This is a genomic window from Pseudonocardia sp. P-1, assembly GCF_058111925.1.
Window position 1 is genome coordinate 3,025,758 of record NZ_CM176614.1, and the last position, 15,906, is coordinate 3,041,663.

At 75.5% G+C, this 15,906-nt stretch carries 8 protein-coding genes; 2 read left to right on the forward strand and 6 right to left on the reverse strand.

The window, feature by feature from the left end:
* Positions 1-64: 64 nt before the first annotated feature.
* The gene (locus tag AC0GKK_RS14850; protein WP_489881878.1) at positions 65-2,239 is read right to left on the reverse strand and encodes an acyltransferase family protein; all 2,175 of its coding nucleotides are present in this window, start codon (positions 2,237-2,239) and stop codon (positions 65-67) included.
* 330 nt (positions 2,240-2,569) lie between these two features.
* Here AC0GKK_RS14850 and AC0GKK_RS14855 point away from each other — a divergent pair, with 330 nt between their 5' ends.
* Both AC0GKK_RS14855 and AC0GKK_RS14860 read left to right on the forward strand, forming a co-directional pair.
* On the forward strand, positions 2,570-5,794 hold the full coding sequence (locus tag AC0GKK_RS14855) for an arabinosyltransferase domain-containing protein (protein WP_489881879.1): 3,225 nt from the start codon (positions 2,570-2,572) through the stop codon (positions 5,792-5,794).
* A gap of 55 nt (positions 5,795-5,849) precedes the next feature.
* On the forward strand, positions 5,850-7,754 hold the full coding sequence (locus tag AC0GKK_RS14860) for a glycosyltransferase (protein WP_489881880.1): 1,905 nt from the start codon (positions 5,850-5,852) through the stop codon (positions 7,752-7,754).
* Here the strand turns inward: AC0GKK_RS14860 and AC0GKK_RS14865 are convergent.
* The 5 genes from AC0GKK_RS14865 to AC0GKK_RS14885 all read right to left on the reverse strand — a co-directional run bounded on the left by AC0GKK_RS14865 (position 7,711) and on the right by AC0GKK_RS14885 (position 15,765).
* Complete coding sequence (locus tag AC0GKK_RS14865; protein WP_489881881.1) at positions 7,711-8,370, reverse strand: hypothetical protein; 660 nt, start codon at positions 8,368-8,370, stop codon at positions 7,711-7,713. The two genes, AC0GKK_RS14860 and AC0GKK_RS14865, sit on opposite strands and share 44 nt — an antisense overlap.
* Before the next feature lie 61 nt (positions 8,371-8,431).
* Entirely contained in the window at positions 8,432-11,359 is a 2,928-nt protein-coding gene (locus AC0GKK_RS14870; RefSeq protein ID WP_489881882.1) for an arabinosyltransferase domain-containing protein, read from the reverse strand.
* Positions 11,356-13,359 carry a glycosyltransferase gene (locus tag AC0GKK_RS14875; RefSeq protein WP_489881883.1) on the reverse strand — a complete coding sequence of 668 codons (2,004 nt, stop codon included), beginning with the start codon at positions 13,357-13,359 and terminating at the stop codon, positions 11,356-11,358. Before AC0GKK_RS14875 ends, AC0GKK_RS14870 begins: the two co-directional genes overlap by 4 nt.
* Positions 13,360-13,540: 181 nt before the next feature.
* Entirely contained in the window at positions 13,541-14,656 is a 1,116-nt protein-coding gene (locus AC0GKK_RS14880; RefSeq protein WP_489881884.1) for an iron-containing alcohol dehydrogenase family protein, read from the reverse strand.
* The gene (locus AC0GKK_RS14885) at positions 14,653-15,765 is read right to left on the reverse strand and encodes a mandelate racemase/muconate lactonizing enzyme family protein (protein WP_476653312.1); all 1,113 of its coding nucleotides are present in this window, start codon (positions 15,763-15,765) and stop codon (positions 14,653-14,655) included. The genes AC0GKK_RS14880 and AC0GKK_RS14885 overlap by 4 nt, the downstream gene beginning before the upstream one ends.
* Positions 15,766-15,906: the final 141 nt, after the last annotated feature.

A 15,906-nucleotide genomic window follows, 5' to 3' on the forward strand; every position in this document is an offset into this window, starting at 1 on the left:
GGGACAGGATCGGCGGACGCGGCCGTGCCCCGGACCACGGTGGTGGTCCGGGGGCAAGGCCGTGTCACCCGCTCCCCAGCGGAGTCTCAGGCCCCGTGCGCCGGCTTCTTCCGGCGGCGACGGGCCGCGGCGGCACCGGAGGCGGCGACGATCGGTGTCGCGGCGCTGGCGTGGGCGTCGTCGCGACGACGGGCGGCCCGCCCGCAGTTCTCGGCGCCGGTCCGCGTGCCGGGCAGTGCCGACGCGGAGCGCATCGCCCGCGGTGCCGGGACGACACCGCGGTCGTCGGCGAGCCCGCGGGCCGCGATGTGCAGCGACCGCAGCCGCTCCATCCGGTCGGCACCGGTGGTGGTGCCGGTGCCCTCGACGACCGGGGTGAACAGGTCCCCGCCGGTGCCGGCGCCGCCGCTGCGCATCCGGGCGACGGCGACGAGGTCGGCGGACAGGTCGCTGCGCCCGGCGCCGTCGAAGTCGGCGGCGCAGGCCGCGGCCAGGCGCTCGAGCACCCACCGGGCCGAACCGGCCGGGCCGGGACGTCGATCTCGGCCGCGGCGGGCACGTCGGCGGGGTCGGCCTCGGGGCGTCGCGGTGCCCGGGTGGGCAGCGCGGGCGCCGGGACGACGATCGGGTCGGCCGGGGCCGGCTCGGACGCCGGGGCGGTGGGCTCGGGCTCGGCGACCGGCGCGGACGGGGCCGCGACGGGCGGGACGACCGGCAGGGCGGCGGTCCGCGCGTCGTCGGCCGGGGCCTGCTCCGGCGCCGTGGTGGGGGTCCAGCCCGACGTCGTGGCGACGGCGGGGCCCGCCGAGCGGCGGCGGACCACCGGCAGCGCCTCCGTCACCGAGGGCACGTCGCCCTGCTGGACCGGCGCGAACGGCTGCGCCGGGGCCGACGGCTGCGACGGCACGGACCGCGGCGCCATCCGCCGGGCGGGCACGGCCGGAGCCGCGGCGGCGGGACCGGCGGTAACCGGGGCGGCGGACACGACCGGCAGCACCGAGGTCACCGGCTCGTCGGTGATCATCGGCAGCACGGAGGTCTCCGGGTCACGGCGCGCCGCGTCGTTGTCCACGACGCGGCGGGCGGCCGGGACCGGGTCGGGGGCGACGACCGCCTCGACGGCCTCGGGGGCGGGCCGGGTCCGGCCCCGCATCCACCGGCGCGCGGGACGTTCGACGAGCGAGTACAGCAGGTGTGCCACGGGCAGAGTCCCCACGAAGACGGTGAGTGCGATCAGGTGCCCCGTCTCCCCGCCGCGGGGGAGGACACCGGAGTCGCTCAGGAACCAGAAGATCTCGAACATCGGGATGTGGACCAGGTAGAGGGCGTAGGAGATCCGCCCTCCGTGCACCATCGGGCCACGGGTCAGCAGGTGGTGCACCGGTCCGCGGTCGGCGAGCGCGAGGGCTCCGACCAGGACCGGGAAGGCGACGACGGCCAGGCCGTGCAGCCCGCCGCCGACGACGGACCCCGCCAGGAGGACGAACGGCACCGCGGCGACGGTCGCCGTCGCCGTCGCCGAGGCCGAGGAGCGGACCCGTTCGGTGGTGCGCAGCCGCCGCACGGCCAGCATCGCCAGGACACCGGCGGAGAACCCGCCGAGGATCCGGACCAGCCAGCTGTAGGGGTAGTACGGCGACCCGACCACGAGGAACGCGGCCGCCATCGGCGCGGTGCACAGCAGCGACCCCGCCGCCAGCACCCCGAACGGCAGGTTCCGCAGCCGGAAGAACCCGAGCGCCAGCAGCGGGAACAGCAGGTAGGCCAGCCACTCGGCGCTGATCGACCACGTCGGGCCGACCCAGGACGCGCCGTCGAGGTACTGCTCGTCCCACATCTGCACCAGGAACAGCTGCTCGAGCCACGCGCCGACGCCGATCGACGGCTGCACCGCCTGGTAGGCGACGTCGGTCGTCGACCCGAACAGCAGTCGCGCCACCAGCCACACGCCGAAGAGGTGGAACACCACCGCGTAGGCGGGCCACATCCGCGCCGCGCGGGCCCACACGAACCCGCCCGCGTCCCGCAGTCGCAGCCGCGGGCCGAGCCGGTCGAGGTAGGTCCAGGCGATGACGAAGCCGCTCAGGACGAAGAACAGGTCGACGCCGAGCGCACCCTGTGTGATCAGCGGTCCGAGCCAGCCGTTCACCGTCTCCACACCCGCCATCGGGGTGAAGTGGAAGTGGAACGCGACGACCCAGAGCGCGGCGACGATCCGCAGCCCCGTCAGCGCGAGCACCTCACCGCCACCGTTGCCTCCACATCGGACGGACGAACCATCCTGTTCGGGAGTGGTTCCGCCGGCGGCGGACGCGGCGGTGGCCGGGTCGTCGGCCGTCGCTCGCGAATCGGTGCAGATGCTCACACCGGGGCCAACGAGGCGAGATCACCACCGTCACCGGTGACACCCGAACAGTGCCCGAATGTCGCAGCTGATCACATATAGTGATCAGAACCCGGAGTGATCGACCTTGAGAACCCGGGTGGGTGGACTACGCCGGACGGGTGGACGGCCGGGGGTCACGGGGGGATCACAGTTGATCACCGGGTGGCGTCTAGCCTCGGGCGTGTGCTGACCGCCGACACGGAGGCGGATCCCCGTCCGGGATCCGGCCCCACCGACCGCCGGTCGCGTCCGACCGACCGCCTGCTCGCCGCCGTGCTGGGCCTGCTCTCGGCGGTGCTGGCGCTGGCGATCCCGTTCCTGCCGGTCGTGCAGAACACGGCGACCGTCAGCTGGCCGAACGCCACGACCGGCACCGCGCCGCTGAACGCCCCCCTGGTCGCGTACCGGCCGGAGAGCCTGACGGCGACGATCGGCTGCGACGCGATCCGCAGCCTCGACGACCGCGGGCCCGGCCGCGCGACCGTGCTGTCCACGACGCCCACCGGCGCCCCGGACGGCGACACGGTCGGGCTGCGCATCGCCGTCGCCGACGGGGTGGTCACCCTCGACAACCGCGGTCAGCGCATCGCCACCGCGCCGCTGCCCCCGCCGGGCGCGCCCTGCGCGCTCACGTTCACCTCGGACTTCGACGCGACGACGGCGACCCTGGGCGGGGCCACGCTCTACGAGTTCGCCGGCGACGGCCGTCCGCAGCTCACCGGGATCCACTCCGACCTCGACGCGGCCCGCGACCCGATGGGCGGCACGAGCGTCCGGTTCGACACCGACAACCGCTACGACACCGACGCCTCGACGCTCAAGCTCGTCGCGGGCGGTGTCGCGATCGTCGCGCTGTTCGGCTCGCTGTTCTTCCTGCGCCGGATCGACGACGCCGACGCCCGCCGCGTCGTGCACGGCCGCCGGCTGGCGCGCCGGCTGCGCGGGCAGGACGACCTGCGCGACGCCGTCGTCGTCGGCGTGCTGGTCGTGTGGGCCCTCATCGGGTCGATGACCAGCGACGACGGCTACATCCTCGACATCTCCCGTGGCAACGACACCGCCGGCTACATCGGCAACTACCACCGCTGGTTCGACGTCCCCGAGGCGCCGTTCGGCTGGTTCTACCAGCTGTACTCACTGTGGAGCGGGGTCTCGGAGTCGGTGCTGTGGCTGCGCGTCCCGGCGCTGGCGATGGGCGTCGCGTCGTGGTTCCTGATCAGCCGGGCGCTGCTGCCGCGCCTCGGCACCCGGGTCCGGCGCAGCCGCTCCGCGGGCTGGGCCGCGGCCGGGGTGTTCCTGTGCTTCTGGCTGCCGTTCAACAACGGGCTCCGCCCGGAGACCGTCGTCGTGATCGCGGCGCTGGTGTCGTTCGTGATGCTGGAGCGCGCCCTGGCCACCCGGCGGCTGCTGCCGGTCGCGGGGGCACTCGTCGCGGGGGCGTTCGCCGTCGCGGCGACGCCGACCGGTCTCATCGCGCTGGCCCCGTTCCTGGCCGCGGCCCGGCCGCTGCTGCGGCTGTTCACCGAGCGGATCCGCACCACCGGGTGGGCGGCCACCCTCGGCCCGCTGCTCGCGGCCGGTCTGATCGTGCTCACCGCCGTCTTCGGCGACCAGACCCTCGCCACCGTCGCCGAGGCCACCCGGGTCCGCCAGGACATCGGCCCGAACCTGCCCTGGTACCAGGAGCTCGCGCGCTACGACCTGCTGTTCAGCGACAGCCGCGACGGCTCGCTGCAACGCCGATTCCCCGTCCTGCTGCTGTGGCTGTGCATGATCGTCTCGACGATCGTGCTGCTGCGCCGCGGCCGCATCCCGGGCGCCGCGCTCGGGTTCTCCCGGCGACTGCTCACGAGCACCGCGCTGTCGTTCGCGGTGCTGGCCCTGACCCCCACGAAGTGGACGCACCACTTCGGCGCGTTCGCCGCGCTCGCCTCGGGCGTCGCGGCGCTGGCCGCGCTGGCGACGAGCACCGGTGTGCTGCGCTCGCGACGCAACCAGGCGCTGTTCCTCGGCGCGGTGCTCGCGGTGACCGGTCTGGCGTTCCGCGGCCCGAACACCTGGTGGTACGTCTCGAACTGGGGCGTGCCGTGGTTCGACAAGCCGGTGTCGGTCAGCGGGATCCAGGCGACCACGGTGCTGCTGGTCCTGGCGTTCCTGTCGCTCGTCGTCGCCGGGGTGGAGCACCTGCGCTCGACCTCCGGGGTGCCGCGCCCGGTCCGGCGGACCCTCGGGCGTCGGCGCGGCCGGATCGGGACCGTCCAGGCCGTCCGGCTCGGGTCGGCGCCGATCGCGGTGATCTGCGCGTTCATGGTGCTGTTCCAGGTCGCCTCCCTGGCCAAGGGCATGGAGAAGCAGGCGGGCTCCTACTCCCTGGGCGCCGACGTCCTGACCGACCCGACCGGGTCGCGCTGCGGGCTCGCCGGGCGCATCCAGGTCGAGACCGACCCGGCCGCGAACGTGCTGCCCGTCGCGCCGGAACCGGCCGGTGTCCCCGACCCCGGTCCCCTTGCCGAGGGCGTCACGCCCGACGGCCTGCCCCCGACCGGACCGGGGTCGCTGCGCGACAACAGCGGCGACGGCGACGACCGGCCCGGCGTGACCGGTACCGGCCCGCTGGCTGGGCCGGTCATGGGCAGCTGGTCGCCGGACCCGGAGAACGTCGGCGACTACCGCTCGGTGTGGCACGCGCTGCCCGCCGCGGCCCGCGACGGCTCCGCGCCGCTGGTGCTCGGCGTCGCCGGGACGATCGGCGGCGGCAACACCGTGACCCTGCAGTTCGCCCGCGACGGCGCGGTCGTCGACGAGATCGAGCCCGGTGGGGCCGTCAGCAGCACGTCGGACTACTCCGGCGGCGCCTCGGGCGGCCAGGCGTGGCGGGACCTGCGCGTCGACCTGGCGGGCCGTCCGGCCGCCGACGCCGACCGGGTGCGGGTGATCGTGTCCGACCGCGGCATCGGGGCCGGGTCGTGGGTCGCCGTCTCCCAGCCCCGGGTCCCGCGGCTGACCCCGCTGACCACGATCGCCGCCCGCGGCACCGCGTACCTGGACTGGGCGACGTCGTTCGTGCACCCCTGCGTGCAACGCTTCGGCGTGCACCGGGGCATCGCCGACGTGCCGGTGTTCCGGATGCTCGCCGACCCGCAGCAGCGCACCGTCGCCGACGAGTGGGGCCGCAGCCGGTTCGGCGGCCCGCAGGGCTGGCTGCTCCGGACCGCCGCCCAGCGCTACGTCCCGACCTACCTGCCCGGTGCCTGGGACTTCGACTGGGGCCAGGTCCGGCTCGTCGAGCCCTACGACCCGCGGGCGGTCCCGGCCCCGGTGCAGGAGGGCGACCGGACCCTGTGGGGCTGGCAGCAGGTCGGGCAGGCCGGGGCTCCGTCGCCGGACCCGACGCCGTTGCCGGGCTGAGGCCCCGGCAGACTCCGTGATGTCCGATCCGAGACGTGAGGCGAGAGCGAGAGCCATGCTGGACACCGCCCGGCCCCTCCGCGGGGGCGAGCCCGCCCCGGCCGACGACCCCGCCGGCGGGACCCGCCCCGGACGGCTGGTCGTGCAGCGTGGCCCCTTCACCGGGCCGACGCACCTGGTGCCCGAGGACCTCTACGCCGAGGTCCTGCGCGGCGCCGCCCGCCGTGAACGGGACCTGATCGAGCTGGTCCCGGCCACCCACGTCACCACCAACACCTACTGGGGGCGGTTGCACGCCACCTACTGGCAGCGCTGGACCGCGGTGCCCGAGGTCCGGGTGACGCTGCGCGCCACGGGCCGCGGCCGGGTGTGGCTGATGGCCTCGGACACGAACAAGGTCGCCCGTGCCGTCGCCACCACCGGGGTCGACGCCACCGGGAGCACCACGGTCGAGCTGACCGGGGCGATCGACCGCTTCGTCGACGGCGGCGGGCTCTGGCTGGAGTTCGCGACCGACACCGGCACGCTGACCGTGTCCGACGTCGAGTGGACCGTCGCGGTGCCCCGCCCGCCGCGGCCCACCTCGATCACGATCTGCACCTACAACCGCGTCGAGGACTGCCTGAACACGCTGCAGGCGCTGCTCGACGACCCGGCCGCACTGGCCCGCGTCGGATGCGTCCGCGTGGTCGACCAGGGCAGCGACCCGCTGGAGTCGCGCGACCGGTTCGCGACGCTGGCGGCCGCGTTCGGCGACCGGCTCGCCTACCAGCGCCAGCCGAACCTGGGCGGCGCGGGCGGCTTCACCCGCGGCCTGTACGAGGCGACCGCGGGCGACCCGGCCGACGACCACGACGTCCTGCTCATGGACGACGACGTGCTGCTCGACCCGGAGATCGTCGTCCGGCTGACCGGGTTCGCCGCCTGCACCACCGCGCCGACGATCGTCGGTGGGCAGATGCTGAACCTGCTGCACCCGGGCCACGTCCACATCACCGCCGAGTACGCCGAGCCCGAGAGGCTCCGCGTCGGCAAGCCCGTGCCCGGTGCCCTGGAGGAGGGCTTCCTCCTCGGCCGCGACGAGCGGCTGCTGCCGATCGTGCAGGAGCAGCGGGTCGACACCGAGTACAACGGCTGGTGGTCCTGCCTGATCCCCGCACCGATCGTGCGGGCCATCGGCTACCCGCTGCCGCTGTTCTTCCAGTGGGACGACGTCGAGTTCGGCTACCGCGCCCGCGAGCGCGGCTTCGCCACGGTGTCGCTGCCCGGGGCCGGCGTGTGGCACGCCGACTTCGGCTGGAAGGACTGGGACGAGTGGCACCGCTACTTCAACCAGCGCAACGGCCTGATCACCGCCGCCCTGCGGACCGGCTTCGACCGGCGCACGGTGTCCGCGACGGTCGTCGAGCTGCTGGCCCAGTACCTGGTCGCGATGCAGTACGGGCTGGCCGCGACGCTGCTGACGGCGGTCGAGGACTTCCTGCGCGGCCCGTCGGTGCTCGACGACGGCTCCGCCTCCGCGGCGGCGGAGATCCGCCGGATCCGCGCCGCCTACCCCGAGACGACGGCCGTGCCGCTGGCGGAGGCCGGGCTCGACGTGCGCGAGTCCGTGGTGCACCTCGCCGGGGGCAAGCCGTCGAAGATCGTGCGGACCTGGGTGAAGCGCGCCCTGCTGCAGGCCACCGGGCGGGTGCCGTTCCGTTCCGGGATGGTCCCGGCCGGTGAGGCGCACTGGTGGCACGTGTCGCTGTTCGAGCGCGCGATCGTCACCGACATGGCCGAGAACGGCGTCCGCATCCGGACCCGCGACCAGGAGCGGCTGCGCGAGCTCACCACCCGCGGGGTGCACACGGTGCGCCGGCTGTGGAACGAGGGGCCGCAGGTCGCCCGGGAGTGGAAGGCCGCGGAACCGCGGCTCACGTCGCGGGAGACGTGGGCGCGGCTCTACGACGCGGTCTGATCTGTCCGCGCGGGCGTCCGAGGAGCACCGCGATCAGCACCACGACCGAGGCGACCGGGGCCGGGTGCCCGAGCAGGAACCCGGCCACCAGGTCGACGACGACGGCCGCGCTCGCCGCCGCGAACATCCACCGTGGACCGGTCACCGGCCGGGGCCTGTCCGCCGACCAGCGGGTCCGGCCCCACGGCTTCGCGACCGACAGCCACGCCTGGAACGCGATCGCGGCGACCATGAGCAGCGTCAGCGGGAGCAGCTCGGGCGGCGGCGACCCGGTCGGGTCGGCGTGGGCCGCGTCGAGCCGCGTCGAGATCACCCCGATCCCCAGGTAGAGCTGGGCCAGGGTGATCCCGAACTTCGTCGCGACCCAGCGGTGGAGGAAGAAGCCGTAGGGCGTCGCGGCGGCGAGCACCGTCCCGGTCAGCGCGGAGCCGACGGCGAGCGGGGCGAGCAGCACGGCGTCGAGGTGGTGGGCCCCGAGCAGCGCCGCCGGGCGGGCGGCCGGGTCGCCGCCCAGGACCTGCAGGACGGCGAGCGAGGCGGCCAGGGCAGCCCAGCCGACCGAGGTGAGCACGTGCAGCCAGACGGTCGTCCGCCGCCAGGTCGTCGTCGAGAACATCGGGTGAGCACACCGGATCCGGCGGCCGAGCGGCTCCGGGGTCGCCCGGAGCCCCCCCGGGTCAGCCCAGGAAGTCCCGTCCGGTGTAGTCCTTGTCGGCCAGGGTCGGCAGCCGCTCCCAGCCCCACCGTCGCTGCGTCCCGACGGTGAGGTCGTAGCCGTCGGTCGGGTGCTCGTAGCGCACCCGCTCGACGTGCGCGGGCGCGAACATCGCGCGCCCGCCGGGCGGATCGAGCCGCGAGGGCAGCTCGTCGAAGGTCGCGGTGCGACCGATCCCGGCGAGGGTCCCGCCGTTCGCCGGGAAGAACGCGGTGGCCTCGGTCGCGCCCTCCAGGTCGTCGCCGGTGCGCAGCCGCCACTGGGGGGCCTGCGCGATGCCGTGGCGCACCGCGATCTGGTCCTGGCAGGGCCACAGCACCGCCGAGGCCTGGTCGGCGAACACCGGGGCGTCGCCGAGCACCGTGCGGGCGGGCAGGTCGCGGGCGGGCCGCGGGGCGCCGACGGCGAGCCAGGTGTCCGGCCCGTCGATCCGGTCGTCCACGACGACCCGGACCCGGTCGGCGGGGCCGGGCAGGGTCACCGCCACGTCCCGCCAGTCGGCGACCTTCGTCCCCGGCAGGTCGACCGTGGCCGTGCCGGCGCCGGACTCGACCCGCACGGCCTGGTCGCCGCGCAGGTCCCCGGTGAGGGGCAGGATCAGCCGGGTGGTCCCGGCCGGGACGGGGAACCAGCCGGCGTCGAGGGTGCCGGTGCCGGCGTCCTCGGTGTGCCAGACGGGGCCGGGGATCGACGGGCGGTCGGGCGGCGGGCCGTCCCGCATCACCCCGGTGAGACGGGGCGGGTCACTCGGGAGCGCGGGCGTCGCGTCACCGGGGACGGTGACGGTCAGCGCGTCGGCCAGCCCGCAGCCGTCGCCGGTCAGCATGGCGAGGTTCATCGAGGCCACCGACGCGCCGGGGGCCTGGTGTACCGGGGCGACGACGAACACCGCGAGCATCAGCGCGACGCCGCCCGCCGTGGCGACGCGCAGCACCGCCCGGTCCGGCCGGGGCGTGCTCCCCCGCCGCCGGGCCCACCACAGCGCGGCGGCGACCACGAGCAGCCACAGCAGCGGGCTGCGCAGGTACAGCGGTCCGAGGTGCGGTGCGAGGACCTGCTGGTGGATCGGCGCGTCGACGACCGAGTGGTTCCCGAACGGCTGCCCCCAGTCGGAGAACGGTCGCCACAGGTTCGGGCCGGCGTAGATCACCGCGGCGACGACGCCGAGCACGGCCGTCCCCACCGCGACGAGCCGGGCCGGGGCGCGCCGCGGCAGCGGACCGCGGGCGAGCGCGATGCCGAGCAGCAGCGTCGCGGGGGCGGCGACGGCGCCGAAGTGGTTGACCCACTTCGTCGGGCTGACGGCGACGGCGACGAGGCCGAGGGCGGTGGCGGCGAGCGCGAACCCGAGCGCCGAGCCCAGCGGGCCGCCGGTGCCGCGGCGCGTCGCGAGCCGCACCGCGCCCAGCGCGACGACGGCGACGGTCAGCAGGACCGGCAGACGTCGTCCCCAGGTGCCCTGGTCGTCGGGGCCGAGGAGGTTGGCGTAGTGGACGTACTCCGAGTACCACTGGTACTGGAAGTAGTACCAGCGGTGCACGGCGACGGACTCGCGCACGTCGGCGAGGGTCTGGTCGGCCAGTCCGAGCGGCACGACCACGCTCGCGGCGGCGAACGCGACGGCGGCCGTCGCGAGCCGGGTGGCCCACGGCGCGTGCGCGAGGTGCCACCACACCAGCGGCAGGGCGAGCAGCAGCGGCATCGCGGCGACCAGCGCGGTCGGCGCGGTCGTCACCCCCACCACCGCGACGACGACGGCCGGCGCGAGCAGCCCGACCGCCCCGGTGCGGCGGGCGGCGGCGACGAGCAGCAGCGCCCCGGCGGCGGCCGCGGTCCCGGCGGGCTCGGGGCGCAGCGCGATGCCGTAGGGCAGGAACCAGGCCAGGTGCGCGACGGCGAGCGCGGCGACCACCCCGGGCCGGACGCCGGCCCGGCCCGCGAGCGCGGCGAGGGTGTAGCGCAGCAGCACCCAGGTCAGCAGACCCAGCACGACCGGCACCACGCGCAGCGGCCCGAGGCCCCAGCCGACGAGGCTCCCCCACCACTGCAGCAGGTACTGGCTGGTCGCGAACGGCGCCTCGGTGACGTCGAGCTGGTAGATCGCGTTGCCGATCGTCCCCGTCCGCGCGCCCTGGCGGGCCATCAGCGCGTACCAGGAGTCGTCGATGTTGAGCGGCCCGAGCACCGCCCAGGCACAGCTCACGACCAGCACCACGAGGTCGGCCGGACCGGGGCGGACGGGCGCGTCGAACACCCGGCGGGTGCCGGTCCAGGTCCGCACGGCGACGGCGAGGGTGGCGGCCAGCGCGAGCAGGTGCGCGACGAGCAGCGCGACCTTCAGCGGCGACGGCGACGACGCGTAGCGCGCGTCGGTGTGCAGGGTGACCGCGAGCCCGGCCGCGGCGGGCCCCGTGACGTCGGTGGCGAACTCGGCGACCTGCGGCGGTGCGACGTCGAGGCGCTCGGCGAGGATCGCGCCGTCGCGGGCGACGACGGTGCCCCCGTCCGCGGAGGTCACCTCGAACACGCAGCCCGACCCCGCGGCCGCGGTGGCGAGCACCCGGTCGCCGGTGCGCAGCGTGAGCGTCCCGCCGGCCACGCTCGCGACGAAGCCCGGCGCGGTCACCGGGTTCTCCTCGGCGGCGGGCATCGTCCGCAGCACGTCGCCCTCGCCCAGGGCGGCCGCCGCGGCGCACGGGACGGTCGCGGAGAACTCCAGCGGCCGGTACGGCGAGAGCGGCAGCACCGTGCTCGCCGGTGCCTGTCCCGCCCGGGGCCAGGTGACGACCGGGTCCTCGGCGTCGACGGGGGCGAGCGCGGCGGCCAGGCCGAGCAGGCAGGTGACGACGCCGAGCAGGAGCAGCAGCGGCCCCCGGCGGGCGGGGCTCACTCGAAGATCTGCTTCCAACCGTCCTTGCCGGTCAGCACGGGCGCCGCCGCCCGGTAGCGGGCGCGCAGGCCGTCCCAGTCCGCCGCGACGGCGCGGTGCAGCCGGAACGACTCCGCGACCATCTCCTTGAACATCGCCGGGTCACGACGGCGGAAGGTCACCCCGCGGCCGTCCGGGGTGGACACCGTCGCGGAGTCCAGGCCGGCCAGCACGAACCACTGGGCGTTCTTCCACGGCACGTTGCGCTGCGGCCGCTCGCGCAGCGCCGGGTCCGGGGTGCGCAGGTTGCGCAGCACCCCGCGGGCGAGCCCGACCGCGGCCTTCGCCCGGCCCACCGGGGGCTTCGGGAACAGCTGGGCGCCCAGCGCGTCGAGGTCGGCGAGCGGCACCTCGGTCGCCGAGTCGAGCGGGCGGCCGTCGTCGTACTGCGCCCGCAGGGCCCGGATCTCGTCGAGCACCACGGGCAGCTTCGGGAACAGTGCCTCGGGGCCCGCCAGGAAGTCGGTGAAGCCCTTGATCTGCAGCGCGACCGCCGAGTACTCCATGAGCATCAGGTGGCGCAGGGTCCGCTTGAAGGTCTCCTTCAGCATCGCGCGCGGGTCGTCCGGGCCGTGCAGGGCCGCGGCGACGAGCCGGTTGCGGTAGTGGAAGTAGGCCTGCCAGTCCGAGGAGTCGTCCTTCTCGATGAAGGACATGTGCCAGATCGCGACGCCCGGGACGGTCGCGGTGCGGAACCCGGCGGCGCGGGCGCGCAGGCCGTACTCGGCGTCGTCCCACTTGATGAACAGCGGCAGCGGCAGCCCGAGCTGCTCCGCGGCCCGGCGCGGGATCAGGCACATCCACCAGGCGTTGTAGTCGACGTCCACGCGGCGGTGCAGCCAGCGGGTCTGGCGCAGGGTGCGGGCGGCGAGGTCGTGGTGGGCCTCGGTGTCCGGGGCGGGGCGCCACAGGAACTGGTTGCGGTCGACGACCTCGCCCATGGTGGACAGCTGCGAACGCGCCTGCAGCGACAGCATCTGGCCGCCGACGAGCATCGGCTCGCGGGAGAACCGGCTGAACGCGATCGCGCGGAGCACCGACTCGGGCTCGAGCAGGATGTCGTCGTCCATGTAGAGGATCTGCTCGCAGTCGATCCCGCCCGCGTGCGGGCCGGTACCGTGCAGGACCTCGTACATGATCCGGGCGTAGCCGCCGGAGCCGCCCAGGTTGGGCTGGTCGATGATCCGCAGCCGGTCGCCGAGCGCGGCCGCGGCCTGCTCGTAGCCGGCCTCGTCGCGGACCTTGCGGGTGCCCTGGTCGGGGAGGATCACCGCGGTGATCGCCTCGAGGACCTGCGGGTCGGAGCCGAGCGCGGTGAGCGTGGCGACGCAGTCGGCGGGCCGGTTGAACGTCGGCATCCCGACGACGACGGCCGCGCGGCCCGGCGCGTCGTGCGGGGCGTGCCAGCCGCCGCCGTGCAGGGTCAGGTCGGCGTCGTCGGTGGACAGGTCGAACCAGTACCAGCCGCCGTCCTCGAAGGGCCGCAGGTCCAGTTCCAGGGTGACCCGGCGGCGCCCGGAGACCACCTCACCGGCGACGACGATCTGCGACCCGTCGGCCTTGGTGCGGTAGACGTCGACGCGGCCCGAGCCCTCCAGGTCCAGGCGCAGCTCGATGCTGGTGAGCGTGGACCAGGCCCGCCAGTAGCCGGCGGCGAAGGCGTTGAAGTAGGAGCCGAAGGAGACCTCGGTGGCCGCGGGGACGGTGGCGCTGGTGCGGTCGAGGATCCGGGTGCGGCGGCCGCCGATGGTCGACACGGTCAGCGAGAGCGGACGCGCGTCCTCGTCGGCCAGCGGCTCGACCGGGGCGAGCGTGGTGCCGGGGCACTCGTCGAGGTAGAGCGCGCGGACGGCGGTCGGGTCGGCGGGCCGGGGCAGGACCACCCGCTGCAGCAGCGTCTCGCCGCTGGTCGTCGCCGGAGTGGTGGGGGACACCTGACCTCGCTGGTCCGTCGTGGTCATCGCAGGAGCTGCCTCTGTCGTCGCGGGGGCGCGGGGGTCCCGGGCGGCGGCGCTGCCGGTCCGCCCGGGTCCGGGTGGAGTCGTGCGCGAGCGTAGCCGCGGGCGGTGCGGGAGCCGGGAGGCGGGCGGGCGCGGCGGGGAAGCGGTGTGGATCGTCCGGTTCCCGCCCCGGCTCTGCGCCCTACCAGGCCGCGTCGAGGATCTCCCGCACGTCGTCCTCGGTGGGAGTGCGCGGCGCGTTGGCCGTCACCGGGTCGGCCACGGCGGCGGCCGCCAGCACCGGCAGCAGCCCCCGGTCCACGCCGAGCTCGTGCAGCGGGCGCCGGACGCGGATGCCCTCGACGAGCGCGGCGATCCCGGCGACGGCGTCGGCGGTCCCCAGCGCGGCCCCGGCGCGGGCGTACGCCTCCGCCGCCGCGTCGGCGCTCCAGTGCATGACCTGCTCGTTGACCGACGCGAGCGCGACACCGTGCGGGGTGCCCGTGTGCGCGGTGACCGCGTGCGCGATGCCGTGGACCAGGCCCAGCCCGGACACGGTCAGCGCCTGGCCCGCCAGGTGCGCGCCCAGCAGCAGCTGCGCGCGGGCCTCCAGGTCGGTGCCGTCGTCGACGGCGACCGGCAGCCACCGGCCCACCAGCGCGACGGCCTGGGCGGCGGCGGCCTCGGAGACCGGGTTCGCGCCGCGGGAGGCGAGCGACTCGACGCCGTGGACGAGCGCGTCGAAGCCGGTGGCGGCCGTCGCCGCGGGCGGCAGGCCGACGGTCAGCTCCGGGTCGAGGACGGCGACGCGCGGCCGGACCGAGGCGTGGCCCAGGTAGACCTTCCGCTTGGCGCAGGTGTCCTCGACGACGCCGAACCCGTTGGTCTCCGCGCCGGTCCCGGCGGTGGTGGGGACCGCGATCAGCGGCAGCCCCGCGACGGGGGAGGACCACAGGTCGTCGGTCGCGCGGGCGCCGTGGTGGGTGGCGAGCAGCGCGATGCCCTTGGCCGCGTCGAGCACCGAGCCGCCGCCGATCGCGACGACCACGCAGGAGCCGAACGCGCGCAGCGCCGTCGCGCCGTGCTCGACGGCCGTCGTCGACGGGTTGGGGCCGATCCCGTCGAACACCTCGGTCCACAGCCCGGCCGCGGTGAGGTCGCCGACGACCCGGTCGACGATGCCGGTGGCGCGCAGCCCGGCGTCGGTGACGACGAACGCCGCCGCCCGACCGAGGCCGTCGACCAGCGCGGGGACCCGGGCGACCGCGCCGGGACCGAACTCCAGGGCGCAGGTCGCCTCGACCGTGAACCCGTTCACCGGACCCGCCACCGTGCGATCGCCTCCTCGTCGAGGGTGAACCCGAGGCCGGGGGCGCTCGGGACCGCCAGCATGCCGTCGTCGCCGACGGTCAGGGGTTCGGCCAGCGGGAAGTCGCGACGCGCCGGGGTCCAGTCCGGCGGGTCGTAGGGGAACTCGAAGAACGGGCCGCCGCCGACGCCGGCACAGACGTGCAGGTTCGCGAGCACGCCGATGCCGTTCGTCCAGCTGTGCGGGGTGAACGCGCGGTGGCGCAACAGGGCGAGCTCGGCGAGGGTGCGGACCCGGCTCATCCCGGCCGCGAGGACGACGTCGGGCTGGTGGACGTCGAGGACGTCGTCGTCGAGCAGGCGCAGCAGCTCACCGAACGAGCGCTGCATCTCCCCCGCGGCGATCCGCAACCCGGGGTTGTCGGCACGCAGGGTGCGCATGCCGTCGGCGTCAGCGTAGGGCAGCGGCTCCTCGACCCAGAAGACCCCCAGGTCGGCGAGTCGCCGGACGAGGCGCCGTGTCGCGGCGAGGTCGGTGGCGGGGGCGACGTCGCCGGCCATCCGCCACGCCTGGTTGAGATCCACCATGATCGCGAAGTCCTCGCCGAGCGCCTCCCGGACGGCCGCGACGGCGCCGATCCCCTCCTCGACCCGGTCCCGGTCGATCCGGATCTTGACCGCACGGAAGCCCTCCTCCGCGACCCGGTGCGCCACCTCGGCGCGCTCCGCGGGCGGGCGCAGCACGCAGAACGACGCGTAGGCGGGCACGGCGTCGTAGGTACCGCCGAACAGGGTCGCGACGGGCAGGCCGGCGACCTTGCCCGCGAGGTCCCACAACGCCGCCTCCAGCGGCCAGTAGTGGCCGCCGTGCAGCGCGCAGGTCTCGATCGCGCGGACGTGCCGGGCGATCGCGAGCGGGTCGGTGCCGACGAACAGGTGCCGGTAGGCGTCGAAGCCGTCCATGGTGTCGCCGGAGCCGATGCCGACGACGCCGTCGTCGGTGTGGACGCGCACGATCGTCGCGTCGAACACGGTGCGGGGCTCGGGGTCCCAGGCGGCGCGCAGCGGCGGGTCGAGCGGGAGGCGCACCCGGTCCAGCGTGATGTCGGTGATCTTCATCGGGTCCGGGGTGGTGTCGGGAGCTGGTTCCGGCTCGGGGTGCGATCGGGGGCGGTGCACCCCGAGCCGGTTGGTCCCCGAATGTAGGAAGTCGGCACGGCCGCGGCCAGGGGCCACCGGGAATCGAGATCATCGTTGCGC

What these genes read in the sequence shown, in the direction of transcription:
- AC0GKK_RS14860 (WP_489881880.1), top strand. Translation starts at nt 5,850, where the DNA reads ATGCTGGACACCGCCCGGCCCCTCCGCGGGGGCGAGCCCGCCCCGGCC.
- AC0GKK_RS14865 (WP_489881881.1), bottom strand. Translation starts at nt 8,370, where the DNA reads ATGTTCTCGACGACGACCTGGCGGCGGACGACCGTCTGGCTGCACGTG.
- AC0GKK_RS14875 (WP_489881883.1), bottom strand. Translation starts at nt 13,359, where the DNA reads ATGACCACGACGGACCAGCGAGGTCAGGTGTCCCCCACCACTCCGGCG.
- AC0GKK_RS14885 (WP_476653312.1), bottom strand. Translation starts at nt 15,765, where the DNA reads ATGAAGATCACCGACATCACGCTGGACCGGGTGCGCCTCCCGCTCGAC.